Genomic DNA, 25,494 nt, shown 5'->3' with positions numbered 1-25,494 from the left:
TTGTTTAATTATGTCCCTTTTCCTGCATTCTCATCGATTTTTATGTTTTATTCAGCATATATTCTGTACAGTCATTAAAAAAGCCCAGTTTAAAACCGGGCTTTTTTTATTGCGATGCAAACAAATTATGCATTTGTTTCAGCAGGAACTTTGGTATAGCTTACGCCACACATTTGTTCAGCAATACGTAATACCTGACAGCTATAACCGACTTCGTTATCGTACCAAACATAAGCAGTTAAACGTGTACCAGAAGCGATGGTTGCTTGCGCATCAAACACACCTGCTGTACGTGAACCGATAAAGTCACTTGATACCACTTCAGTTGAGTTGGTATAACCGATCTGACCTTGTAACTTCGAGTTGATCGAGATTTGACGAATGTATTCGTTCACTTCTTCACGATCAATTTCTTTCTCTAAGTTTAAGTTCAAGATGGCAAGCGAAACGTTTGGTGTTGGAACGCGAACAGAGTTACCTGTTAACTTGCCTTTTAAGCCAGGTAAAGCTTTCGCAACCGCTTTCGCAGCACCAGTTTCAGTGATGACCATGTTCAACGTTGCAGCACGGCCACGACGGTCAGCTTTATGATAGTTATCAATTAAGTTCTGGTCGTTTGTGAAAGAGTGAACGGTTTCAACGTGACCATTCAATACTTTGTATTTGTCGTCTAAAACTTTTAATACAGGGGTAATTGCGTTGGTTGTACAGCTTGCAGCAGAGATGATTTTATCTTCATCCAGGATATCGCCGTTGTTCACACCAAATACAACGTTCTTCATTTCGCCTTTACTTGGTGCTGTTAATACAACACGTGCAACTCCTGCACATTGCAAGTGTTGGCTCAGGCCTTCAGCATCACGCCATTTACCGGTATTGTCGATCAAAAGTGCATTTTCGATACCATACGCCGTGTAGTCCACTTCACTTGGGCTTGATGCATAAATCACTTTGATGAACTGACCATTGGCAATGATTGCTTCGTTTTCTTCATCTACAGAAATTGTACCGTCAAAAGTACCGTGAATAGAGTCACGACGTAATAATGAAGCACGTTTCGCCAAGTCACCATCAGATGATTTACGCACAACGATAGCTTTAAGGCTTAAACCACGACCTAAACCAGACTGGCTGATGATTAGACGAGCCAAGATACGACCGATACGACCAAAACCGTAAAGTACAACATCTTTAGGCGCGCCAGCAGTTGGGTTACCTTGAATTGAAGCAACAGCGTTAGCAACAAAAGCGTCTACATCACCACCTGCATTTTTATATTCAACCGCAAGTTTACCGATATCCACTTCAGCAGAACCGATGTTTTCAACTTTCATTAATGCTTCCAGAATCGGGAAGGTATTCACCACAGAAAGTTCAACATCAAGCATACGTGTACGACGATGCGTTTTTAAAATCTGGATCACTGAACGGTTAATTAAAGAACGGCCGTAAACAGAAACAACAATATTTTTCTCACGGTATAATTGACCGATTAAGGTAATCATACGTTCCGCGATTTCTTCACGGTTTTTCCAACGACCTTGGTGTTCTGCGTGTAGGGCAATGATAGTGTCTTTGCTCACTGTTACGTCCTCTAATTTATATATACTGGGCGTGAATTTTTAAAACGCCATAATTGTAATAGAATTATCATCAAGATTGAATCAAAAGCTGCTCAACGAGCTAAGATTTTGTCCTAATTGACTATAAATTCATAAAATACCTATAATTATTTTTGTGAATTTAGGTAAAAATCTTTTTCTTTCATCATAATAGCTGTGATTTACATCACAGCCATAACAGTTTTACTGATAATTCCTGTCGTATTCGCGGATTTTTTAGCTCTTATCGTTCAAATCGATACGTTTCGAATACTGCTGCAGATTGAGGGCCAACTGTTTCTTACGCTGATTTTGCTGATAAAGATGGACTGCACCCTCTATCACCAATACCAGCACCGCTAACCAGATGGGGATATAAGTCAGCCACTCTTCTGCGCCAATTTTCTCCCCCATGACCAAAGATGCCAGCGCCAGCAGCACCGGTTCCAGATAGCCCAACAAACCAAAAATAATCAGTGGCAAATAACGGCTGGCGAGAATATAGCTGCCTAGACCAATGGCACTTAACAATCCCAAACCAATCACGACAAGAATCAGACCTGGATGTTCGAGAAACTTGGCAAAAGAAGCATCGCCAGTTTGGGTCAAGAAGATGGCGACTGGAAGAATAATCAACAGATCCCACCAGAAGCCGCCCAGGTTATCTGTCTGGATTTTTTTACGCAGAATAAAATAGGCTGCATAACCCAGCGCAACAAGTGCAGTTTCCCAGGCCATGCTGCCTAGACGCCAGATCTCATGCCCCACTCCAAATACCGCAAAAGACACAGCGACATACTGGAATTTAGAAAGTTTCTCTCCGTACAGGAAACTTCCAGCAAGGACCAACACCAGTGGCAAAAGAAAATAACCTAATGACACCTGCAAACCCCGTCCATGCATCGGTGCCCACAGGAACAGCCATAACTGCGCTGAGGTCAGGACCGAAGTGGTCATTAGAAAAAGTAATAAAATCGGCTTTTTTAAAATTCTTTTAAAGATGGTTTTGATATGGATCAAATCGCCAGTCAACCACATAAACAGGGTTAAAACCGGCAAGGTCGCAATAATCCGCCAGCCAAAGGTCTGCTCACTGTCCAGTGCGCCCAGCAGTTGGGTATAAAAATATAACACCCCAAATGTAATAGAAGCCAAAACTGAATAAGCGATACCTTTAACCACTTTGAACCTCTATATGGGAAATTAAAAAAATACGTGATTTATCCACTATCTAAAAATAAAAAAACCATGCATGCATGGTTTTTAAACAAGTCTATCTTATTCTAACGATGTTCAGGATAAATCACATCACTAATATTATAGCCCAGTGATTTCGCGTAATTTAAATATTCATGAATGGTGTCTTTATGGGGGTTCGGTGTTCGCGACAATACCCATAAATATTTACGGCGCGGCTCTCCCACCAGCACGGTTTGATAATCATTATCCAGTTTCAAAATCCAGTAATCGCCACGTGCCATCGGCACCCAGCGCACCACCTCAGGTAAAAAACTGACCCGTAACTTGGTATTAAATGGTGCATTGGCAACAAAAGCTTCACCCACACTTTGCTGTAGATTTCCTTCACTGTCATAGCATTTATTATCAACCACAATATTGCCATTTTCATTGAGGGTATAAGTGGCAGTAATGTTATAGACACACTTTCGTTCGAAGAACATCGGTTTTCGGGCGACTTCATACCAGACACCCAGATATTTATCCAATTCTACTTTTTCAACAGTCGGTAAAGGTTTTGCCTGTGCATAAGCAATGGTCCCAACCGCTAACCCAGTTAAAACCACCCCACCCACTGCAATCTTTGTTAAACGCCAACTAGCTTTCGGGAAATTCTTAATCAATGGCATGAGAAATCCTCAAAACAAAATTTGTTATCAATAGTCATATACTTAGCACTTCAAAATAGCCTATTTAATAAACAAAAACTGTTGCGATATGTATCACTTTTGAGGGTTTCTCTGCGCAATTAAGATTGCAACATGTGTGCTTTTAAACGCACAATTTCATCACGCAATCGTGCTGCCTGCTCAAACTGTAGTTCTTTCGAGGCTTTCAGCATTTCCTTTTCCAGTTTGCTGATATGTTTTGCAAACAGTTTTGGATCAGACAATAAATGTCGTTCATCCGCACTGATCGCTTGCGCCTGCTCAAGTACATTTTCATCTATTTCTTCATCAGTCAGCACTTCACCGGTATCAATTTCCTTAATCGCCTGACGGACTGCACTACGCGGGGTAATGCCATGTGCTTCATTAAACTCGATCTGCTTGTTCCGACGACGTTCGGTTTCATCCATGGCCTTACGCATGGAGTCGGTAATCCGGTCTGCATATAAAATTGCTTTACCCTTCACATTACGTGCAGCACGCCCAATGGTCTGGATCAAGGATCGTTCTGAACGCAGGAAACCTTCCTTATCGGCATCCAGAATTGCCACCAGAGAAACTTCGGGCATATCCAGACCTTCACGCAACAAGTTAATCCCGACCAGTACATCATGCACGCCGGTACGTAATTCATGGATAATCTTGACCCGTTCCACAGTATCGATATCCGAATGCAGATAAGCGACTTTAATGCCGTACTCTTTGAGATAGGAGGTTAGATCTTCTGCCATACGTTTGGTTAAGGTGGTCACCAGCACACGTTCATTCAGCTGTTTACGAATATTGATCTCGGACAAGACATCATCGACCTGGGTCAACACCGGACGTACTTCAATCTCGGGATCAATCAGCCCCGTCGGACGAACCACCTGCTCCACAATTTGCTCGGATTTTTCCAGTTCATAATGTGCTGGCGTTGCGCTCACAAACACGGTGGTCGGAACGATTCGCTCCCACTCTTCGAATTTCATTGGACGGTTGTCCAAGGCGCTCGGCAAACGGAAACCATAATTGACCAGATTTTCTTTACGTGAACGGTCACCTTTATACATTGCACCAATCTGAGGTACCGTCACATGCGACTCATCAATAATCAGCAAGGCATCTTCGGGCACATAATCAAATAAAGTTGGCGGCGCCTCACCTGCGGTACGACCAGACAAATGGCGTGAATAGTTCTCGATCCCGTTGGTATAACCGAGCTGTTGCATCATTTCCAGATCATAACGGGTCCGTTGTTCAATACGTTGCGCTTCCAGTAATTTGTCATGATCCTTGAAAAATTTCAGTTGACCTTTCAATTCATCTTTAATGGTATCAATGGCACGGGTTAAATGGTCCTTCGGCGTAACATAGTGACTTTTTGGATAAATCGTTACCCGCGGAACTTTACGTACCAGTTTTCCGGTCAATGGATCAAACCAGCGAATCGAATCGACCTCATCATCAAATAATTCGACCCGAATTGCATCCTTATCCGATTCCGCAGGGAAAATATCAATAATTTCACCGCGAATACGATATGTACCGCGCAAGAATTCCAGTTCATTGCGGGTGTATTGCATTTCCACCAGACGGCGAATAATGTCATCGCGGCTGACCCGATCACCTTGCACGATATGCAACAGCATTTGCATATAGGCATTTGGATCGCCCAGACCATAAATCGCAGAAACCGAAGCCACAATAATGGCATCACGGCGCTCTAATAAAGCACGTGTTGCTGACAAGCGCATCTGGTCAATGTGGTCATTAATCGCCGAATCTTTTTCAATAAAGGTATCTGAGGATGGCACATACGCTTCAGGCTGGTAGTAATCGTAGTAACTGACGAAATACTCTACCGCATTGTTCGGAAAGAAGGCCTTGAATTCACCATACAGCTGAGCTGCAAGGGTTTTGTTGTGTGCCATCACAATGGTTGGACGTTGGGTTTGGGCAATCACATTGGCCATGGTATAGGTTTTACCTGAACCGGTTACCCCAAGCAGCAACTGATTACGAAAACCCTGGTTAATACCACTGACCAATTTCTCAATGGCCTGAGGTTGATCGCCCGCAGGTTGATAATTGGTGACTAACTCAAAAGGCTGGTTTTCGCTCACAAGCTCATTCCTACACTAAAACTTAATCTCTATTTATGGGGGAAAATGTTATTGATTTAAAGTGTTGCATCGATGATTTTATGAAATCTTTTGTGCCATGCAATTTGGTAGATTTTACTTGACCATCTGCCTAATCAACTGCAACATGAAGTTATACTCGATTTCAATGGTAAAAATATGTCTTACCAATACCACGACGAAACAATTGTAACGGAACTCCCAGAAGATACGGTCTTTGTTTTTGGCAGTAATCTGGCGGGTATACACGACAGCGGCGCCGCCCGTGTTGCAGCACAACACTTTGCAGCAGTCACAGGGGTTGGTCGTGGTTGGGCTGGACAAAGCTTTGCAATACCCACCCTGAATGAACATTTACAACAAATGCCACTCGCCCAGATCGAGCATTATGTGGATGATTTCAAAATCTATGCCAAGAACCATGCAAAAATGAAATACTTTTTGACGGCTCTAGGTTGTGGTATCGCCGGTTATAAAGTCTCTGAAATCGCACCATTATTTAAAGGCATCCATTCCAATGTGATTTTCCCCGAATCTTTCCGTCCTTATATTGAAGAAGATGCAGTTTCCCAGTTCCCCAACCTCACCTCAGCCACGGTGCAGGCCTTTATCAATGATGAGGTGATTTTCTACTTCAATCATGGTTATGAATCTTTTGAAGAGGCACTGGATAAAACCACTTTAACGGCAGCCGAAAAAGCCATTGCCCTGGTAGTTTTAAATGAAGAGCTTTATCCACGTGACCGCTATGGTCGTGGCCGTGAACATGAAATCAGCGATATTCTTGGCAAGCTCAACGGCAAGATTTTTAATTTCCATGACAAGTCAGAAGGTGCAATGATTTTTGTCAGTGTGATTATTGCCTTGATGGAGCTTTACGATATTGATGAATATGATTTTATCAAGCTGTGGCGTGGTGAACTAGAAATACAACATCCATTAAATCGCCATTAAAAACAAAAAAGCCAATCAGATTGATTGGCTTTTCTCTTAACGCTTCCCCATCGAACGGCGTGTGCCGCGTGGTGGCATCCAGGTACGATCTGCGTATTGCTCAGGTTTTGGACGAACCTGATTATGCGCCGCATCCTCAGAATCATCCTGAGCAGATGGCATCGGGAAGGGTAATTTCACTAAAGCTTTTTTTGCTTTAGGTTGCTGGGTACTCATTGAAATTCTCTCGAAATCTAGATTTCTAGCCGCTATTGTAATGGATTTTTAGGCATTTGATAAAAATAAAATATGTAAAAAAATAGAAAGCCTGCAAGAACTAAATTTTGGTAACTTTTTATGCGATTAAGGCAAGTTTCGGCCACAATGAAGTCTAATTAGGCTAAGATAAGCTGCTTTTTATTTTTTAATCCCATAAGAAGGAATAATGCCGTGGACGTACGTCTCTCTGATCGTGTCAATGCTATCAAACCGTCCCCTACACTTGCAGTAACCAACAAGGCTGCTGAGTTAAAAGCTGCAGGTAAAAACGTGATTGGTTTAGGCGCAGGCGAACCAGACTTCGATACACCTCAACACATCAAAGATGCTGCCATTGAAGCCATTAATAAAGGTTTCACCAAATATACAGCGGTAGACGGCACTCCAAGCTTAAAAAAAGCAATTATTGCAAAACTTAAACGCGATAATAATCTCGATTATCAAGCCAACCAGATTCTGGTGTCTTGTGGTGGTAAACAAAGTTTCTTCAACCTTGCACTGGCTTTGTTAAACAAAGGCGATGAAGTGATTATTCCTGCGCCGTTCTGGGTTAGCTATCCAGATATGGTAATCATTGCGGAAGGTACGCCTGTCATCGTGAAATGTGGTGAAGAACAACGTTTCAAAATCACCCCAGAACAACTAGAAGCGTCAATTACTCCAAATACACGTTTAGTGGTCTTAAACAGCCCATCGAACCCGACTGGCATGATCTACACCAAAGCTGAACTGGAAGCTTTGGCTGAAGTATTACGTTGTCACCCACAAGTATTCGTTGCCTCTGATGACATGTATGAACCAATTCGCTGGGAAGATGAGTTCTACAACATCGCAACAGTTGCGCCAGACTTATATGATCGCACCATCGTTTTAAATGGTGTATCTAAAGCTTATGCAATGACAGGCTGGCGTATTGGTTACGCAGCGGGTCCTGCAAAAATCATTGGTGCAATGAAAAAAATCCAGTCTCAATCAACGTCTAACCCAACTTCGATTTCACAAGTTGCGGCTGAAGCGGCATTGAATGGTCCACAAGACGTTTTACAACCGATGATTGAAGCATTCAAACGCCGTCATGACTTAGTCGTAAATGGCTTAAATGACATCAAAGGTATTTCTTGCTTACCTGCTGATGGTGCGTTCTATGCCTACGCCAACATTCGTCCATTGATTCGTGCCAAAGGTTTAAAATCTTGCACAGAATTCTCTGAATGGTTACTTGAAGAAACTGGTGTTGCCGTAGTTCCTGGCGATGCATTCGGTTTAGGCGGTTTTATGCGTATCTCTTACGCAACTGCGGATGAAGTACTGGTAGATGCTTTAGCCCGTATCAAAAAAGCAGCTGATTCAATTGAGGGCGTAGACGCTGCCATTGCCTCAATCGAAGCTGAAAAAGCGGCAAAATAAGTTCTGCTGTAAAAAAGCTTCCAGATGGAAGCTTTTTTTCTATGTGATTCTTTTATCCAAATATTCCGCCCAAGCTATTTTGAGGGCTCTTCATTAAAGAGTGCAATGACCTCTGCCTCTGTCATCTTCTTGGTCGGATTCTGAAACATATAAAAATCCGGTTTGCAATCAATATAAATTTCCAGATCCAAATTCAGATCTTGTGGTGGTTCATTCAGAGAAAATGCATTGATATTGCAATAACTTTGATCTTTAGTACGCCAAAACAAATTTGTTCCACACGCATTACAAAAACCACGCTCTCCCCATGCCGATGAGTTATAGATAGAGAGATGGTCTTGTTTTAAAAATTTTAGACTGCCCTGTTCGACATCAAGCGTCATAATCACGCCACTGGTCTGTCTACGACAAATGGAGCAATGGCAGGCATGTACATCATGATTACTTAATTCAACTTCAAAAGTGGTTTCGCCACATACACATTGTCCGTTCATTATAAATTTACCTTTTATTCAAAATTTTTATAAAGACATTTATAAACATCATAAAACAAAGCATTTCGCGAGTAACTTAGAATTTACAAAATACTCAGCGAATAGATGCGCAATATTGACAGCCTGATCTCTCAAGGCTATGTTATCAACAAGTTCTATTTTAGAACTCCAAAAGGAAATATAAGATGAAACATCCAAAAGAAATGAATGGACTTGAATTTTTAACTGCCATGTGTGAAGGAAAAATTCCCCCCGCCAGTATTAGCCAAACCATTCCCATGCAACCCATTGAAGTTGAGGAAGGTTATATCAAATTTGAAGTACAGGCCGATGAACGACACCTGAATCCTCTCGGAGGTGTGCATGGAGGTTTTGCTGCAACGGTTCTGGACTCGGTAACCGGTTGTGCTGTGCATACTCTTTTAGAAGCGGGTGTAGGCTACGGCACCATTGATCTCAATATTAAAATGTGCCGCCCTGTTCCAAGAAATCAGAAGCTCATTGCCACTGGAAATATAATTAATATCAGTAAAAATTTAGGCCTTTCCGAAGGCAAAATTGTTGATGCAGAAGGCAAGCTCTATGCCCATGCGACTGCAACCTGCATGATTATTCGCCCATAAACCGAAATAAAAGCCAATGGGCTATTTCATCATAGCCCTATGCAATGGCTTTGTTTTGTTTGAACAGCTTTGGTCGAATGCACAAATGGCTGAACACCGCATATTGCCAGATACTTTTCACTTGTACGCTAACCACCTTCTGTTCTGCGACCGACCATGCCAATGCGGTATTTGCGCCTAAAAAGAGTTCGCCACCCAATTGAAATAAATACAGGGGGGAATTCTGATCAAGTGTGGAGGTATTTTTTTGGGCTATCAGGTTATTAACATTCTGAATTTTCCATTTATTACCAAACCATAATTGCAATAAATCACCCAAATACAAGGCCTGTTGCTTAAAAGGAAAGGTATTTAAGAATGCATGTTCGACTGGCGTATAATACTGCGCCGGATCCTGAATGATTTCGAGATAATGGTCTTGATAAAAAGAAAAGTTTGAAAAAATAGATTGAATATTAAGAATAGTCATTTCGACCTCCGGTTTAGCCATTTTAGTGCTGGCAAGTAGGGTTAAATCCACACTGTTTAGATGAATATCTAAACGTTCTTTCTAATTCGAATCTAGCAACAGCCTGATCAAAGTTCAAGTTATTTTTCCTACTTTCGCGTAATTGTGCAAATAAAAAGCATACGACACAAAAATGAAGGAAACATGACATTTTTAGCTTGACCGATTTTAAAAGCTGCCTATAATGGCACTCAGATTCTCCCATAGCTCAGTCGGTAGAGCGACGGACTGTTAATCCGCAGGTCCCTGGTTCGAGCCCAGGTGGGAGAGCCAAGATTCTAAAAGCCCAGATCATTGATCTGGGCTTTTTATTTTTAAGTCTATAAAAAAATAATGCTTCATTTGAATTACGGTGAATCTGTTCATTTCATGTTGAATATCGTACAAATTTAAGCCATAGCTCTTTTTTTAATCTAAAATAAAATTTCATTATTATATTAGGGATAGCAAATAATGAAAAAAATCCTGTTGTGCGCAATATTTTTCTGTAGCCCGGCGATGGCAGCTCAAACCACCTGGTATGCTGGTTCCAGCTACAAAGGTACCGTAACCGTTTCGATTGAGAATGGTCCCAATGTGGTCTGGAAGTGTAATGGAAAGGTATGTAGCATGTCTGGCCCTTGGGGCAATGCTTTATCGGTAGATTCTTGTCAAAGCCTTGTGCTGCGTATTGGCAAGATTAGTTATTATAAAAACTCGGCAGGTGCAAGCTGGGATGCACGCTCTCCTGAACTGGCACAATGTAATCAGGTTGCCCGCTAATCCACAATATTTTTGTTAAGCGATTATTATTCATACTCATTTTACTTGACGGACCTGCATTTAAGCCCTAGAATTCGTTCCAGATTCTCCCATAGCTCAGTCGGTAGAGCGACGGACTGTTAATCCGCAGGTCCCTGGTTCGAGCCCAGGTGGGAGAGCCAAGATTCTAAAAAACCCACTCTTATCGAGTGGGTTTTTTCTTTGTACGCTATTAAATTTATGTTTCAATCGAATCATCTCCTGTTCCTGACTATTGGCTTGATCAGCACAGCTTGGCTGCTTTATAGCTGCCTACGCCCCTTCTTTCCCAAACAGAAATTTTTTGCACGTCCTGTCATTACAAATTTCGAATCACGGATGTTTATTCGTCTGCAACAAGCCTTTCCACAGCATCACGTACTTGCTCAAGTGGCCTTTAGTGCCCTGATTACCAGCGATCATTATAAAATTCGCAGTAAATTCAATCGTAAGGTCACCGACTTTGTGGTTTTAGATCAGGGTATGAAAGTACTGGCGATTATTGAACTGGATGACCCGAGCCATATAGGTAAGGAATCAGAAGATAAAAAACGTGATCAGATGTTGCAAGAGGCTGGTTATCAGGTTCAACGTTATACCCAAATTCCATCTGTAAAACAGTTACAGATGGATATTCGATAACAAGATATCTGGAAAGAAATTATTCAGCTTTTTCTGCTTGCTCAGCACTTTTCTGCTGTTCAAACTTTTTGGCGATTTCTGCATGTTGCTGATCATATTTCTTCTTGGTCTGTGCATCACTTTTTGCTGCCAGGAAAGCCATACCTACAATAAAAATAGGGATCAATAATCCTAACCCCATCAATAACCATGGGACTGATTTTTTTTCAACAGGTTGCTGGCTCATAGCGGTTTTAAACTCAAACGACATCAATTTTAAGAATGCAACAATATAACAAAAAAGAGCCTCGATAAAGAGACTCTTTTTTTTAAAGCAAATTTCTAGCTAAATGAAATTCTTAGAATTTACCCGTACAGTGAGGGCTTTGGCTGGCATCTTTCTGGGCATCCGTCAGTACAATACCCGTACCTGCCGACATATTCGCTTGAATAAATCCATATGCTTGAGCATTTTTGCATACAATAGCCTGTGTATGACTTGCTCCATCAACCCCTAAGAATTCAACTTTTGTACCTAAGGCTTTTAATCCATTTTGCAAAGCATTTGTCACGTCATAAGGAACAGCCATATCTAGCTTACCTTGAATAATCATGACAGGCGTATTAATTTTCTTGGTCGCAGGTTGGTTATCTGCTAGAAATTTTTTCACGGTTGGATTTTCTTGGAAGTTGCCTGCTAAGCCTGGATAATCTAAAACGGTCTTAGTGGTATCCTTACTGATAAAGTCACGAATATCCGCTGCAAACTTATTATGTAAATCTTCTAAACAGATGCCATTTTCACCTGTAGTACCTTCAGCAAACTCAGCAATTGCACGAGAGCGCTCCTGAAAAATTTCTCTATAGTTAAATTTAGGTTCATAAGCTGTAATACCAACAGTGGTATATGCAGCGTAAGCAAGTAGTTCCGCATATACTTCAACAGCTGTGCCTACTGGTGCAAGACCAGCTTGTTCCTGCTTAAGAATATTTGCAATTGCCTGTGGCGCCACAACAGAAATGATATAGCCAAGGCTAGAAGCAGGCGCCCCAGCGACAGCGCCTTTATAGTTGGCATCATTATTGGCAAACTCAGCCGTACCTAATGAAGCATGGCCACCTTGGGACTGACCAATAGACATCCATTGTCCGTTAAGTTTCGTTCCATAATGATCTTTGGCTGCTTTTACCGCTGCAATGGCAGACTTAGCTTCACTGCCTAAATTCAGATAAGGATGAATACCAGGGGTGCCTAACCCCTCATAATCAGGTGCAATGACGACATAACCTGCCGCCAATAAAGTATCAGCGAGGATTTTAAACCGCGGATTCACAGTATTGTTACTTGGGGCGCAGCTATCTCCTACCCCAACCGTACCATGCTCCCACACCACCACACGATAACCGTCAGCAGGCTGAGCTACTTTCGGAAACATTACCAATGCTGTTGCTTTGGCAGTCCGCCCTTGGACATTGACCATGTTATAAGTCATGATTTTGATTGATGAGGCATTATCCACTTTATCCTTGGAATAAGTGGTTTCCGATAAATATGTTTTGTTTGAATCCCCGCCCGTATAACTATCATTATCGTCATTACATGCGGTTAAAAATAATGCAGAAATTGAGAACGTCATTGCCAATGCAATCTTCGACCGTTTCATAAAATATCCTTTTAATGTTCGTGTTATTTTTGTGCATGAAACTACATGCCAGCTTATTAAGGCATAAAAAAAGTGCCCTGCATAGGACACTTTTCAACTATACAGTCAGATTAAGCTATTAATTCTAAAAAAATTCCAATAAAGATAACCAACCCGACCCAGCGATTGTGACGGAATGCCCAAAAACAGATTTGTGGATCACGATCTTTGGTTTTCATCGCCTGATAAATAAAATCAACGGCAACAATACCCAAGGCAATCAAGCCAAAAGGCAACAAAAGATTTTCGAGATATAAGGCACTGCCAATCAAAATCAGGCTCATTAACTGGAGCAGACCGATCATCTGGATATCATAGCGACCAAATAAAATAGCCGTCGATTTCACCCCAATCTTTAGATCATATTCACGATCGGTAATCGCATATTGGGTATCGTAGGCCACTGTCCAGGCCAGATTACCAAAATAAAGCAACCAGCAGGTTAAATCAGGCGTTTGCCCAACAGCCGTATACGCCATGGGAATGGACCACGAGAATGCTGCACCTAAAAATACTTGCGGTAAATTGGTATAGCGCTTCATAAAAGGATAGATAAACGCCAGGAATAAAGCCCCAAAAGACCAGTAAAATGATTCAATCGGCAGAAAAAATAACAAGGCAGCACTTGCCAGTACCAAAGCCAGAAAAACAAAGATAGCCTCTCTAGCACGGATCACTCCTGTTGCTAAAGGGCGTGTTTTGGTTCGCTCCACATGCGCATCTACCTTACGGTCAGCAAAATCATTAATGGCACAGCCTGCTGCACGCATAAAAATGACACCTAAAATCATCACAAGCAGGATTTTAAGGTCAGGCACTCCTTTAGATGCAATCCATAATGCCCACATGGTTGGCCAAAATACCAGCTCTGTGCCAATTGGCTTATCAAAACGACAAAGGTAGTAATAAGCCTCTAAACGTTGTCGCCAAGTCGTATGCTGCACTGTTTCCATGATAATCCTTAGCGTCAATGCTGTTGAATAAACTGTTCAAATGCGGGTAAAAAGGTTTCCTGCACGATAAATTTACAACCATGCCAAGTATAACAACTCTGACGCGTCCATCCCTCGTCAAGATAAATGACCCGTCTTTCACAAGCTGGACTGGTTCTGTGAAACAGGAACCAGCCAATCGGTTTGTTACCAATATGCTGAAATAATCTCGCCTTTTTTTGCAGGCTTAAGATGGGAAAAATACTTTTGGCTTTTACCCAGGCTTGCTCTTCGCTGCCATAAAGATGGGTTTCTCGCACCCATGCCACATGCTGGGGCGGCATTTTCATCCACTGACTATCATTCAAAGTCATTCGCTGATAATGCTCTTTAATACGTTCAACATGAAATTGACCTTGCCCTAAATCGGTCAATTGTTGGGTCAGTGATCCCGATGCATACAACCATTTTTTTAATACTGCAGGAAGCTCTTTTCCTTTTATTCTGTTTGGTCGTAAATTTCGCATGCTTGGCTCACTAAAAACATCGCGATTAGTTTACATTAATTTCTTACGAAAAAGAGTACGACTTTCAATCGAACCAAAAACATAAAAAAAGCTCGCCGAAGCGAGCTTTTCTGAATCAGGGATGTATTACAGGCTGTAGTACATATCAAATTCAACTGGGTGAGTTGTCGTGTTAAGACGACGAACTTCTTCAGTTTTAAGTTCGATATATGCATCAAGCATTTCTTTAGTGAACACGCCACCTTTCAACAGGAACTCATGGTCATTTTGAAGTGCTTCAAGTGCCATATCCAAGCTGTGAGCAACAGTTGGGATTTTTGCTTCTTCTTCAGGAGGAAGGTCATATAAGTTCTTATCAGCAGCTTCACCTGGGTGGATCTTGTTTTGGATACCGTCAAGCCCAGCCATTAACAATGCCGCGAAACCTAAGTACGGGTTCATCATTGGATCTGGGAAACGTGCTTCAATACGCTTGCCTTTCGGGCTAGAAACGTAAGGAATACGGATCGAAGCAGAACGGTTACGTGCTGAGTAAGCAAGCATGATTGGTGCTTCGAAATGTGGAACCAAACGCTTATACGAGTTTGTAGAAGGGTTGGTAATCGCATTCAATGCACGAGCGTGCTTGATTACACCACCAATGAAGAACAATGCCATTTCTGATAAACCAGCATATTCATCACCAGCAAACAGGTTCTTGCCATCTTTAGAGATTGACATATGCACGTGCATACCAGAACCGTTATCGCCTACCATTGGTTTAGGCATAAAGGTTGCTGTTTTTGCATATTGGTGTGCAACGTTCCAAACTGCATATTTGAACTGTTGTACTTCGTCCGCTTTACGAACTAAAGTGTTGAAGCTTACACCAATTTCTAACTGGCAAGATGCAACTTCGTGGTGATGTACTTCTACACGACCTGGGCCCATGATGTCTTCGATTTTTGCACACATGTCAGCACGCATGTCTTGTGAAGAATCAACCGGAGGAACCGGGAAGTAACCACCTTTCACACGTGGACGATGACCAGAGTTACCTGCTTCATAATCTTTACCAGTCGACCAAGCCGCTTCTTCAGCGATCAATGTGTGGCGCGCGCCAGACATGTCGATGTCCCATTTCACTTCGTCAAAAACGAAGAATTCTGGTTCTGGACCAAAGAATGCAGTATCACCGATACCTGTAGATTTTAAGTATTCTTCAGCGCGACGAGCAATTGAACGTGGGTCACGCTCGTAACCTTGACCAGTTGATGGCTCGATAACGTCACAAGTCACAACAACAGTCGGTTCAGCAAAGAACGGGTCAATAAAACCAGTTTCAGCATCTGGACGTAAGATCATGTCCGAAGCTTCAATGCCTTTCCAGCCAGCAATTGAAGAACCATCAAACATTTTACCGTCTTCAAAGGTATCTTCATCAATGGTATCAGCCGGGTAAGTTACGTGCTGCTCTTTACCCTTAGTATCAGTAAAGCGAAAATCGACCCATTTTGCGCCACTTTCTTTGATGAGTTGAAGGACCTTGTTCGCCATGCTCATTTGCTCCAATGAAATTTTTATGCACTTGTTAAGTGCGTGTTAGGTGTTGATGTATAATTAGCAATTATCATACCAACAATTTTAAATCCTACCTAAAATATTGAATTACTTATAAGTAATCATGATTTAGGTTCCTTGACTTGAACGCATTATACTGTTTGCTTATGTAAATGCACCATATTCACACATTTTCAAATTATGGCATATTTAAATAGTTCATTACCGCCCCAATTTGGTGCAAAATTGTTGCACTGATATAACGCACTGCATCAATTTCAAACAGCTGTTCATGATCATAATACTTTCTTATATAGAATGCTGAGATTCTTATCGGATGACCTGAAAGTAATCATATCTTTGATAATGGCTTACTCAATAAATTTTCGGGGTTGATTTGCACAACTGTAATCTGTTTCCAAACCTATTTATCAGTAGGCATTATGCTTCATTTAAAAAGGCAACCGATATCTTTCATTTTTATGAATTTTTCTAAATAGTTACACGATTTAAACACTGTCTGGCCAGCCGCTCAGAGCTATTGGCTTAGATCGGCCCCTCTTGAATACTCAACAAATTTTACTATTCATGTTCTTTTTCATTCACTTTTTTTATACAGGCTAAACTTGCTTTTACGATTAAAAAAACTAAAAATCGTATACATAAATTTTTATTATTAATAAACAAACCCAAAGTTATGTTTATAAAAACTTAAAATCATTCAAGGATTTGATTAATGAAATATGACTTTGAACGAGCGGATAAGGCTTTTTTTGGCCATCCTAAACCCTTACAAACGCTTTTTTTCACAGAGCTTTGGGAAAGATTTTCCTATTATGGCATCCGGCCTTTACTGATCCTTTATATGATTGCTATGGTCAATCAAGGTGGTCTGGGCCTTGATCGACCCACTGCTGCCGCGATTGTCGGATTGTTTGCAGGTTCGATGTATTTAATGACCGTTTTTGGTGGCTGGATTGCAGATAACTGGTTAGGTCAAGCGCGCGCTGTCTGGTATGGTTCTATTATTATTGCCTTGGGTCATCTTTCCATTGCCCTTACCCCTGTATTTAATCAGTCTTTCTTCTATTTAGGGTTAGTACTGATTGTTTTAGGTTCCGGCCTGTTTAAAACATGTATTTCGGTGATTGTTGGAACCTTATATAAAGCCCAGGATGCAAGACGTGATGCAGGCTTTTCCATTTTCTATATGGGCATTAATATGGGCTCATTTATAGCCCCGCTGATTACAGGACTATTGGTCAGAGATCATGGCTGGCATTTAGGCTTTGGTATTGGTGGCCTCGGGATGCTGATTGCCTTATTAATTTTCCGTTTTAGGGCAATTCCCCAGCTCGAAACTTTTAACGCGCTACGTCAAGAAAACAATAGCTGTAGCAAACCGGTGGTAGAAAATAAAAATGCACCTAAAATTGTATTTGGCTTTTTATTCACAGTTGCAGTCGTTATTGCACTAACGTTCGTGGGCATCATTCACATCAACCCTGTCGCTGTCGCCGCTTATTTAACCGTCGGAATTGGGATTGGAATTATTGCCTATTTTGCTTATTTATTGCTTTTCCTTAATTTAGACCAAAATGAAAAATTCAAAGTTATTATTTGTTTTGTGCTGTTGATTACTTCTGCCCTGTTCTGGTCAGCCTTTGAGCAGAATCCCACCTCCTTCAATTTATTTGCACAAGATCATACCAACCGCAATGTTTTAGGTTTTGAGATTCCAACGGTATGGTTTCAATCTATTAACGCGATTTTTATTATTATTTTTGCGCCAATCGCAGCTTGGCTGTGGGCAAGACTAGGCAAAGCGAACAAAGATCCAAGCTATATTTCAAAATTTATTATTGCACTTTTACTGGCAGCAGGCGGATTTTTACTGATGTCGTTGGCGAGTCATTTTGCCATTAGCGATGGTCTGGTTTCTCCTTTCTGGTTGGTTGGAGCTTTATTTCTGCTGACTTTAGGAGAACTCTGCCTCAGCCCGATTGGGTTATCGACCATGACCAAACTTGCGCCAAATGTTATTCGTGGACAAATTATGGGGCTATGGTTCACGGGTTCGGCTTTAGGCAACCTCATGGCAGGCTTGATCGGCGGTCAAATCGCCGCAGATGCTATCGAAAATTTACCCACCCTGTTTATGCGCTGCGTATTGGCCTTGGTTATTGGGGCAATCGTGTTATTTTTATTAAAGAAACCAATGAACAAATTAATGGGCAAAAGTACCAGCAAAGTTCAACCTGATTTGGAAACCATATGAACGACTTAACTGTTCCAGAAAAACTAGTTCAACTTCGTGAACTCATGAATAATCAACATGTTGATGCTTTGGTTGTCATGAGTGCAGATCCGCATATGTCAGAATATTTACCTGACCACTGGAAAGCAAGGCAGTGGTTAAGCGGTTTTAATGGCTCGGTTGGCACGTTGGTTGTGACCCAAAACTTTGCAGGACTCTGGGCTGATGGGCGTTATTGGGTACAAGCCGAACAACAACTCGCTGCAACTGGCTTTCAATTACAAAAACTGACCAGTGATGAATCTTCGACACATCTTGCCTGGATGGAGAAAAATCTACAGCCTGGTTCGGTCATTTCAGTGAATGGACAAACGCTTTCAATTCAGCAGTTTAAGGCATTGCAAAATACGGCAAAACAACGCGACTTTAAACTTGAAACACAGCAAGATTTAATCGGCTTAATCTGGTCTAATCGTCCAGAACTGCCCTCAGAAAAAATCCATTTGATGCCTGAAGGCTTAAATGTTCTATCCCGTAAAGAAAAAATCCAGGCAATACGGGAAACTTTAGATACTAAGGCGATTGAAGGACATTTTATTTCATCTTTAGATGATATTGCCTGGGTCTTAAATGCACGTGGTCAAGATGTAGAGTACAACCCCGTATTCCTTTCACACTTATATATCAGTGCTCAACAGGCTGTTGTATTTGTTGATCGCAATAAGGTAGATCTAAGCACACAAGAGGCATTCAAAGCTGATGGTATTGAGATTTGGAACTATCAGGATACAGCTCAGTTTTTAGCCAATATTTCTGATGCATCTGTCCTGTTAGATCCAGCCAAAGTATCGATTCACCATGAACAAGCGATCGCAAAGGATATTCAGGTTGTCTACGACATCAACCCAAGTACACTTTTTAAATCCCGTAAGCATGAAAGCGAAATTGCGCATATCCGCCATGCCATGCTTAAAGATGGGGTTGCCCTTTGCCATTTCTTCCACTGGTTAGCAAAAGCACTTGATCATCAAGAGAACATTTCAGAACTGACTATTGATGAGAAAATTACCGCCTTCCGAGCTCAACAAGACGGTTTTATAGGTCCAAGTTTTGCCACGATTGCAGGCTTTAATGCCAATGGCGCATTGCCTCACTACCGTGCAACGCCAGAACACTACTCATTCATCGAAGGTGATGGTCTACTACTGATTGACTCTGGCGGGCAGTACGTCGATGGCACCACGGATATCACCCGTGTTGTTCCCGTTGGGACACCGACAGAACAACAAAAACGTGACTATACCCTGGTTTTAAAATGTCATATTGCTTTGGCAAAAACTATTTACCCAGAAGGTTTGGCTGCACCGCTCCTGGATTCAATTTGTCGCCAGACTTTATGGCAGCAGGGTCTGGATTATCGCCATGGCACAGGACACGGCGTAGGTTTTGCGCTGAACGTTCATGAAGGACCGCAAGTGCTTTCGTATTACGCGCCAATACATGCCTATAGCAAATTGCGTGAGGGTATGATTATTTCCAATGAACCGGGACTCTATCATGAAGGGAAATATGGCATTCGCATCGAGAATCTGGTTGCAAACCAGCTGCATGCTGGCTTTGAAAAAACCTACGGTGAATTTCTAGAGTTTGAAACACTCACGCTTTGCCCCATCCATTTAGATTGCGTCGTTGTGGATATGCTCACGCAGGAAGAGAAAGACTGGTTAAATCGCTATCATCAAACTGTACAGGAAAGATTGGCCAAACATCTGTCTGGAGAGGTTTTAGACTGGCTGATTGATAACACCCGTAAGATTTAATCTTCTTCCATGACTGAGGCAGAGTGGTTTTTTATGTCTAAAGAAAAGCTGATTCTGCCTTGATTGGCGTGATCTGTGTGAATAATCATATGTGGCCCCCGTTAAACTTTTTTCTACAAAGTTTTAATGAATGAAATAGTTAAACTGGCCACTTCATTTTTTGTTATATTAGCCGCTTAAATAGCGGCTTTATTTTTACCAATGTTTTGGGGCACTTGATTCAAAACGGGTAACCAAACGGGTAACCTAAGAGACGAAATTTAAAAACACCTTAAACATCAAGAGGTTTATCTCAAAATGCTTCTAATGATCGACAATTACGACTCTTTTACCTATAACATCGTCCAGTATTTTGGCGAGTTAAATCAGGACGTAAAAGTAGTTCGCAATGACCAAGTCTCATTAGAGGATATTGAACGATGGCAGCCAAAATATTTAGTGATTGGACCGGGCCCATGTTCGCCAAGTGAAGCAGGAATTTCTATTCCAGCGATAAATCACTTTGCAGGAAAAATTCCTTTACTGGGGGTGTGCTTAGGTCATCAAGCCATTGGACAGGCGTTCGGTGGCAACATTATTCGTGCGAAAACCGTGATGCATGGTCGCTTATCCGACATGTACCATACCGATAAGGGAATTTTTAGCAACCTCCCTTCTCCATTCGCAGCGACACGTTATCACTCCTTGGTTATTGAGCAGGAAACACTACCAGAATGTCTGGAGCTCACTTGCTGGACCAATCAGGCAGATGGCACGATTGAAGAAATTATGGGTGTTAAACATAAAACCCTTCCTGTAGAGGGTGTCCAGTTTCATCCCGAATCAATTTTAAGCGAACATGGACATCAGATTTTTAAGAACTTTCTAGAGCAGTATGCTTAAAACCAAAACCTGATTTCCCATTTCGGCCTGTAAACAGCTTATTGCTTCCCAATAGGCTGTTTTTATTTTGAACATATAAAAACAATATACAACTTATACAAACTGCCTGTTTTTTAAGCTTTAAAATTAAATGATGAGCTATACCATTAACACAAATCATTCTTTTTCAATAATTAATCCACTTTTCACAGATTATAAAAAGTAAACCTGCGACGGGATTTCAGATTGAACAGCTCCCTTTTTACTTTTTTAGATTAACTATAGTCATAGGAATGATTAAGTTTCAGGGCAGCTGGATGGTAGAATCTATGCCATTATTTTTTAGCATCCCCCTGAAATATCAATCAGGACAACCTATAGTGAATACCTTGGTTTTATTGAATATTATTATTTTTGTCCTGCTTATGGCCGGATTGTTCTTTTCCTACCGAAAAGATTGGAGTCTTTCCAAGAAAGTTCTGATCGGTATGGTGGTGGGTATCATTTACGGCCTGGCGCTGAAAACCATTTATGGTGACGGTCAGATCATTGAACACTCAGTCGCGTGGTTCAACCTGGTAGGTAATGGTTATATCCAACTGTTACAGATGGTGATCATGCCACTGATTTTCGTTTCAATCGTCAGTGCCGTAGTGAAATTGCATCAGACCACGTCGCTTGGAAAAATTAGTGTTCTGGTCATTGGTATCCTGTTAGCCACCACGGCAATTGCCGCGCTCGTAGGCGCCACTATTACCAACCTGTTTGGTTTAACCGCTGAAGGTCTGGTACAAGGCACTCAAGAAGCTGCACGTTTAGCTGCGATCCAAAGTCAATATATTGGGCAAGTCACAGATCTCGACGTACCAAAACTTCTGCTTTCCCTACTGCCTCAAAATCCATTTGCTGATTTAACCGGTATTCGTCCTACAGCCATTATCAGTGTGGTGATTTTCGCTGCATTTTTAGGTGTTGCCGCTTTAAAGCTGATGGATAAAGACACGGTCAATGGTGAAAGAATCAAACATGGCATTGAAGCATTACAAGCTTTGGTGATTAGCCTTGTGCGTCTGGTGATGCAATTTACACCTTATGGTGTGCTGGCATTGATGGCCAAAATGGTTGCCACTGCTAATCTTGCCGATATCGTAAAACTTGGCGAGTTTCTGGTGGCCTCTTATCTTGGTCTTGCGATCATGTTCCTGGTTCACGCCCTGATTCTGGTCTTCGTACGCATCAATCCGGTCGATTTTTTCAAGAAAGTCTTTCCGGTATTGAGCTTTGCCTTTATTAGCCGTTCAAGTGCTGCCAGTATTCCGCTAAATATTGAAGCGCAAACCAAGCAATTGGGTGTACCCGAAGGCATTGCCAGCTTCTCGGCTTCATTTGGTGCGACGATTGGTCAGAATGGTTGTGCAGGTTTATACCCGGCAATGCTTGCCGTCATGGTTGCGCCTACCGTTGGTATCAATCCTCTTGATCCCTTATGGATTGCCCAACTGGTGGTTGTGGTCACACTGAGTTCAATCGGTGTTGCTGGTGTGGGTGGCGGTGCAACCTTCGCGGCTTTAATTGTACTGCCTGCGATGGGTTTACCGATTACCCTGGTGGCCTTGCTGATTTCAATCGAGCCATTGATTGATATGGGCCGTACCGCATTAAATGTGAACGGTTCAATGACGGCGGGTACAGCAACCAGTCAGTTATTGGGGGTCAGAAATCCTGACGCTGCGGATGATGCCTAAATTATCCTGAAAATAAAAAAAGCCAACTTTTCATAGTTGGCTTTTTTATGACGAGTAAATTACAACTTCAATTGCTGCACGATTGAACCATCCTGTTTTGCAACTAAGGATTCACACAGCTGAATTCGCTCTTTGGTCTGATTCAAACCTCGCTCGACTCCAACCAGCTCTTTGGTACGTGGCGCAAAGAAAGTGTTGAGCTGTGTTGCTTCCTGTTGCGTACATGCCGCGCCACTAAACAAGGCCGGAAAACGTCCAGCAGAAGACTTGCCCAAGCGATCAAACACTGCCTCATGATTGTCCTCAAACCATGCCCATAAACCGCCTTGTTCTCCGCTATAGTTATTGATGGCGTTAATCACGGTACGTACTTCACCGACTTTCACCCGCGGATCTAAAACCAGTTGCTGTGCCAATGGACGTGTTTCAGTCTGGTTGGCTGCACCTAAAGCAGACAGGATGGCCAGACGTTGTGTCGGTTGGGTGACACGTTGTAATTCCCCAGCTAAACGATCAAACGCAGGCTTGCCCTTTTCTTGCACACGGACTGCCAGAATCGTCGGTAATAACTCTGGCGTCAGCTGAGCAAAATTCAGTTGCTTCTGTTCAAATAAAGCATCAGATTGCTTTAACAGTTGCTGGCGTACTTCTAGTACCTGAATATCCAGTGCGAGAAACTGCGCCAACTCACTCCGCCATAAACTGTCTTCGGCAGACTCACCTGATTTACTGCTATAGCCCAATTGCTTCAACTTGGGCAGATATAAATTCGTGAGTACTTTTCTAAAATGTTCACGTTCCGTCGCGGTTTTTAACACATGCCGATGAATCGTACTTAATTGCGGGAATAATGCAGTACTGATTTGCCGGCTGTCTGAAGCAGCGAATTTCTTGGCGACATCCACCACTGCCAATAAATTAATATCACCATGATTAAACGCGGCTGAAACTGCATAGGCATAGGCCAATTGTTCGCTGTTAGATAATTTCCCTGTCGCAGCGGTTAAACGTGCCAACTCTTTTTCCGGCAAGCTGAACTGGTAATAGCCTGCCGCTCCGGCATTTGGAATATACCAGCTATTCACGGTTGCGCCTTTGAGCTCAATTTTGGCATGGGCCTGATCAATTAACTCACACTGAACGTTACTTGAACCATTCGGCACCTCGTAACGTACACATAAAGGTACGCCCCAAAGACTGTTGGCATCACCTTTAGAACCGACTGGGAGATAACGCGTTTGCTGCACATTTAAAAAGACTTTGTTCCCTTGTTGTTGTAATGAGGTGCTCAACAATGGCACCCCAGGTTGGTCAATAAAACTTTTCACCGCTTTGCTAAAGCGCTCGCCTTGACCCGACTGCTCTGCTAACGCGCTGATTAAATCATTGGCGGTAGCGCTGCCATATTGATGCTTTTTAATATAATTGCGCACCCCTTGTTTAAATTTTTCTTCTCCGAGATAGCTTTCAAACATATTTAAAACCGCTGCGCCTTTTTGATAGGTGATTCCGTCAAAAGCGGTTTGAATATCAGCATTGCTTAAAATCGGCTGGCGGATACGGCGTACACTGACCAGACTATCGCTCTTCATGGCACCCGCAGTATCAACAACGCGTTCCAGATCTGCATTAAATTCAGGGTGTAATTGTTGAGTGATTTTACTTTGCATCCAAGTGGCAAAAGATTCATTCAACCACAGGTCATCCCACCACGGCATCGTTACCACATCCCCAAACCATTGATGCGCCAACTCATGTGCATTGACATTAAATGAACTTTGTACAAATGACACAGGAGAGTCTTTATCCAGCAGCATCAGATAATCTCTGAAGGTGATCAGCCCCGGATTTTCCATCGCCCCAGCAGCAAAGTCAGGTGCAGCAAGTAAGTCCAGCTTGTCGAACGGATAAGCAAAGGCAAAATAATTTTCTAATGTTGTTAAAATTGCTGGCGTTTCAGACAAGGCATGCTGCATTTTTTCAGCCTTGCCATCAGGTGCCAGTCCACGTAATTTGATCGCTTCTTTACGCCACGCTGTTGCACCAATATCAGGGCCTTGTTGTACTTGCCATGGTCCAACTGCCAGTGCCAGTAAATAGGTTGGTAAGGGTTTTGTTGGAGCAAAACTGAGGGTTTTCCAACCTGATTTTTCGGTCTGTTCAGCAACCTGATTGGTATTGGCGAAGCCTGAATATTTACTTGGAATGGTTAAACTAATATTAAAGGGCGTTTTAAAACGTGGTTCATCAAATGAAGGAAAAGATTGACGCGCACTGATCGCTTCCATTTGAGTCATGACATAAGGTTTACCCTCAAATTCAATTTTATAAATACCATCCAGTTGCTGGTCATAATCGGCATTAAAATCCAGTACCAAGCTGTACTGACCTGCAGGTACAGCCTTGGCAAATTTAATTACACTCACCCCATCGACTTCTGACGCCTGCTCATATTGGGCCGGGGTTTTCTGTCCAGTTGCCGATAGGATATGGGCGTCTTTTACCGACAAAGATTTACCATGAATCCAGACATGATCGGTGGCTTGGGTCAGCTTTAAATGAATGGTGGTTTTACCGGTATAACTTTTTTGTGCAGGGTCAATTTTAAAATCCAGATCATAAGATTCCGGTATGGCCCATTCAGGTAATTTGCCGATTGGAATCTGTTCATTGCTGTTTGATGCAAAAATCTGTGTGACAGATAAAGAAAGTAATGTTGTCAGTAGCAATTGTTTTTTAAATGAAGGTTTGACCAACATAGGAGATCTGTCCTCTGTAGTTTTTAAAATAAAAAGATGCAGCAAATGCTGTACCACTTCGCTGCATCCGTAGAT

21 protein-coding genes, 2 tRNA genes and 1 pseudogene are annotated in these 25,494 nt (G+C 42.1%); 11 read left to right on the top strand and 13 right to left on the bottom strand.

From position 1 onward, the window contains the following. Nucleotides 1-125: 125 nt before the first annotated feature. From J699_RS14515 to uvrB, 4 genes are all read right to left on the bottom strand, one after another. Nucleotides 126-1,583, bottom strand: coding sequence for a glyceraldehyde-3-phosphate dehydrogenase (locus tag J699_RS14515; RefSeq protein ID WP_005231638.1), 1,458 nt, complete (start codon nucleotides 1,581-1,583; stop codon nucleotides 126-128). 255 nt (nucleotides 1,584-1,838) lie between these two features. Then, complete coding sequence (gene rarD, locus J699_RS14520; protein WP_032866354.1) at nucleotides 1,839-2,783, bottom strand: EamA family transporter RarD; 945 nt, start codon at nucleotides 2,781-2,783, stop codon at nucleotides 1,839-1,841. Nucleotides 2,784-2,884: 101 nt separating this feature from the next. Next, nucleotides 2,885-3,469, bottom strand: coding sequence for a lipocalin family protein (locus tag J699_RS14525; protein WP_005231640.1), 585 nt, complete (start codon nucleotides 3,467-3,469; stop codon nucleotides 2,885-2,887). Between the two features lie 119 nt (nucleotides 3,470-3,588). Further along, nucleotides 3,589-5,613 (bottom strand): excinuclease ABC subunit UvrB, encoded by a 2,025-nt coding sequence (gene uvrB / locus J699_RS14530; RefSeq protein ID WP_032866352.1) that lies wholly within the window; start codon nucleotides 5,611-5,613, stop codon nucleotides 3,589-3,591. Between the two features lie 177 nt (nucleotides 5,614-5,790). Here uvrB and J699_RS14535 point away from each other — a divergent pair, with 177 nt between their 5' ends. Beyond that, nucleotides 5,791-6,585 (top strand): hypothetical protein, encoded by a 795-nt coding sequence (locus J699_RS14535; protein WP_032866349.1) that lies wholly within the window; start codon nucleotides 5,791-5,793, stop codon nucleotides 6,583-6,585. 36 nt (nucleotides 6,586-6,621) lie between these two features. Here the strand turns inward: J699_RS14535 and J699_RS14540 are convergent, their stop codons facing one another. Further along, nucleotides 6,622-6,801, bottom strand: a complete 180-nt coding sequence (locus tag J699_RS14540; protein WP_005231643.1) for a hypothetical protein — start codon at nucleotides 6,799-6,801, stop codon at nucleotides 6,622-6,624. A 213-nt stretch (nucleotides 6,802-7,014) separates the two neighbouring features. On the opposite strand from J699_RS14540, the gene J699_RS14545 reads away from it, so the two are divergent. Further along, nucleotides 7,015-8,250, top strand: coding sequence for a pyridoxal phosphate-dependent aminotransferase (locus tag J699_RS14545; protein ID WP_032866346.1), 1,236 nt, complete (start codon nucleotides 7,015-7,017; stop codon nucleotides 8,248-8,250). Nucleotides 8,251-8,324: 74 nt separating this feature from the next. On the opposite strand, the gene J699_RS14550 is transcribed toward J699_RS14545, so the two are convergent. Further along, complete coding sequence (locus J699_RS14550; protein WP_032866343.1) at nucleotides 8,325-8,744, bottom strand: GFA family protein; 420 nt, start codon at nucleotides 8,742-8,744, stop codon at nucleotides 8,325-8,327. Between the two features lie 185 nt (nucleotides 8,745-8,929). Here J699_RS14550 and J699_RS14555 point away from each other — a divergent pair, with 185 nt between their 5' ends. Further along, the gene (locus J699_RS14555; RefSeq protein ID WP_032866339.1) at nucleotides 8,930-9,367 is read left to right on the top strand and encodes a PaaI family thioesterase; all 438 of its coding nucleotides are present in this window, start codon (nucleotides 8,930-8,932) and stop codon (nucleotides 9,365-9,367) included. A gap of 37 nt (nucleotides 9,368-9,404) precedes the next feature. On the opposite strand, the gene J699_RS14560 is transcribed toward J699_RS14555, so the two are convergent. Further along, nucleotides 9,405-9,836: a hypothetical protein gene (locus tag J699_RS14560; RefSeq protein WP_032868160.1), complete on the bottom strand. Its 432-nt coding sequence runs from the start codon at nucleotides 9,834-9,836 to the stop codon at nucleotides 9,405-9,407. A gap of 236 nt (nucleotides 9,837-10,072) precedes the next feature. On the opposite strand from J699_RS14560, the gene J699_RS14565 reads away from it, so the two are divergent. The 4 genes from J699_RS14565 (at nucleotide 10,073) to J699_RS14580 (ending at nucleotide 11,297) form a co-directional block, all read left to right on the top strand. Next, nucleotides 10,073-10,148 (top strand) — tRNA-Asn (locus tag J699_RS14565). A 180-nt stretch (nucleotides 10,149-10,328) separates the two neighbouring features. Next, a complete protein-coding gene (locus J699_RS14570) occupies nucleotides 10,329-10,637 on the top strand; it encodes a hypothetical protein (RefSeq protein WP_005287919.1) in 309 nt (102 codons plus the stop codon). Nucleotides 10,638-10,722: 85 nt separating this feature from the next. Further along, a tRNA-Asn gene (locus J699_RS14575) sits at nucleotides 10,723-10,798 on the top strand. A gap of 58 nt (nucleotides 10,799-10,856) precedes the next feature. After that, nucleotides 10,857-11,297, top strand: a complete 441-nt coding sequence (locus J699_RS14580; protein ID WP_005231649.1) for a DUF2726 domain-containing protein — start codon at nucleotides 10,857-10,859, stop codon at nucleotides 11,295-11,297. Between the two features lie 19 nt (nucleotides 11,298-11,316). On the opposite strand, the gene J699_RS14585 is transcribed toward J699_RS14580, so the two are convergent. The 5 genes from J699_RS14585 to glnA form a co-directional block, all read right to left on the bottom strand. Then, nucleotides 11,317-11,523, bottom strand: coding sequence for a hypothetical protein (locus tag J699_RS14585; RefSeq protein ID WP_005287925.1), 207 nt, complete (start codon nucleotides 11,521-11,523; stop codon nucleotides 11,317-11,319). A 112-nt stretch (nucleotides 11,524-11,635) separates the two neighbouring features. Next, on the bottom strand, nucleotides 11,636-12,940 hold the full coding sequence (locus tag J699_RS14590) for an alpha/beta hydrolase family protein (RefSeq protein WP_032866335.1): 1,305 nt from the start codon (nucleotides 12,938-12,940) through the stop codon (nucleotides 11,636-11,638). Nucleotides 12,941-13,050: 110 nt separating this feature from the next. Next, nucleotides 13,051-13,932, bottom strand: coding sequence for a 4-hydroxybenzoate octaprenyltransferase (gene ubiA, locus J699_RS14595; protein ID WP_032866333.1), 882 nt, complete (start codon nucleotides 13,930-13,932; stop codon nucleotides 13,051-13,053). A 14-nt stretch (nucleotides 13,933-13,946) separates the two neighbouring features. Continuing rightward, nucleotides 13,947-14,438: a chorismate--pyruvate lyase family protein gene (locus J699_RS14600; RefSeq protein ID WP_005231653.1), complete on the bottom strand. Its 492-nt coding sequence runs from the start codon at nucleotides 14,436-14,438 to the stop codon at nucleotides 13,947-13,949. Between the two features lie 126 nt (nucleotides 14,439-14,564). Beyond that, the gene (gene glnA / locus J699_RS14605; protein ID WP_171062179.1) at nucleotides 14,565-15,980 is read right to left on the bottom strand and encodes a type I glutamate--ammonia ligase; all 1,416 of its coding nucleotides are present in this window, start codon (nucleotides 15,978-15,980) and stop codon (nucleotides 14,565-14,567) included. Nucleotides 15,981-16,713: 733 nt separating this feature from the next. On the opposite strand from glnA, the gene J699_RS14610 reads away from it, so the two are divergent. The 4 genes from J699_RS14610 to J699_RS14625 all read left to right on the top strand — a co-directional run bounded on the left by J699_RS14610 (nucleotide 16,714) and on the right by J699_RS14625 (nucleotide 22,660). Then, on the top strand, nucleotides 16,714-18,255 hold the full coding sequence (locus J699_RS14610) for a peptide MFS transporter (protein ID WP_032866328.1): 1,542 nt from the start codon (nucleotides 16,714-16,716) through the stop codon (nucleotides 18,253-18,255). Continuing rightward, nucleotides 18,252-20,054: an aminopeptidase P family protein gene (locus tag J699_RS14615; protein WP_032866326.1), complete on the top strand. Its 1,803-nt coding sequence runs from the start codon at nucleotides 18,252-18,254 to the stop codon at nucleotides 20,052-20,054. The genes J699_RS14610 and J699_RS14615 overlap by 4 nt, the downstream gene beginning before the upstream one ends. 297 nt (nucleotides 20,055-20,351) lie before the next feature. Further along, entirely contained in the window at nucleotides 20,352-20,936 is a 585-nt protein-coding gene (locus J699_RS14620; protein ID WP_005287941.1) for an anthranilate synthase component II, read from the top strand. A gap of 359 nt (nucleotides 20,937-21,295) precedes the next feature. Further along, nucleotides 21,296-22,660, top strand: coding sequence for an L-cystine transporter (locus J699_RS14625; protein WP_005287944.1), 1,365 nt, complete (start codon nucleotides 21,296-21,298; stop codon nucleotides 22,658-22,660). Between the two features lie 59 nt (nucleotides 22,661-22,719). Here the strand turns inward: J699_RS14625 and J699_RS14630 are convergent. Continuing rightward, nucleotides 22,720-25,486: pseudogene (locus J699_RS14630) on the bottom strand (M1 family metallopeptidase). Nucleotides 25,487-25,494 lie beyond the last annotated feature (8 nt).

Origin of the sequence: Acinetobacter sp. 1000160 (assembly GCF_000588715.1) — a bacterium.
Lineage (GTDB): Bacteria > Pseudomonadota > Gammaproteobacteria > Pseudomonadales > Moraxellaceae > Acinetobacter > Acinetobacter courvalinii.
Note: the sequence above shows the minus strand (reverse complement) of the source record. Positions and strands in the feature narration are given on the sequence as shown.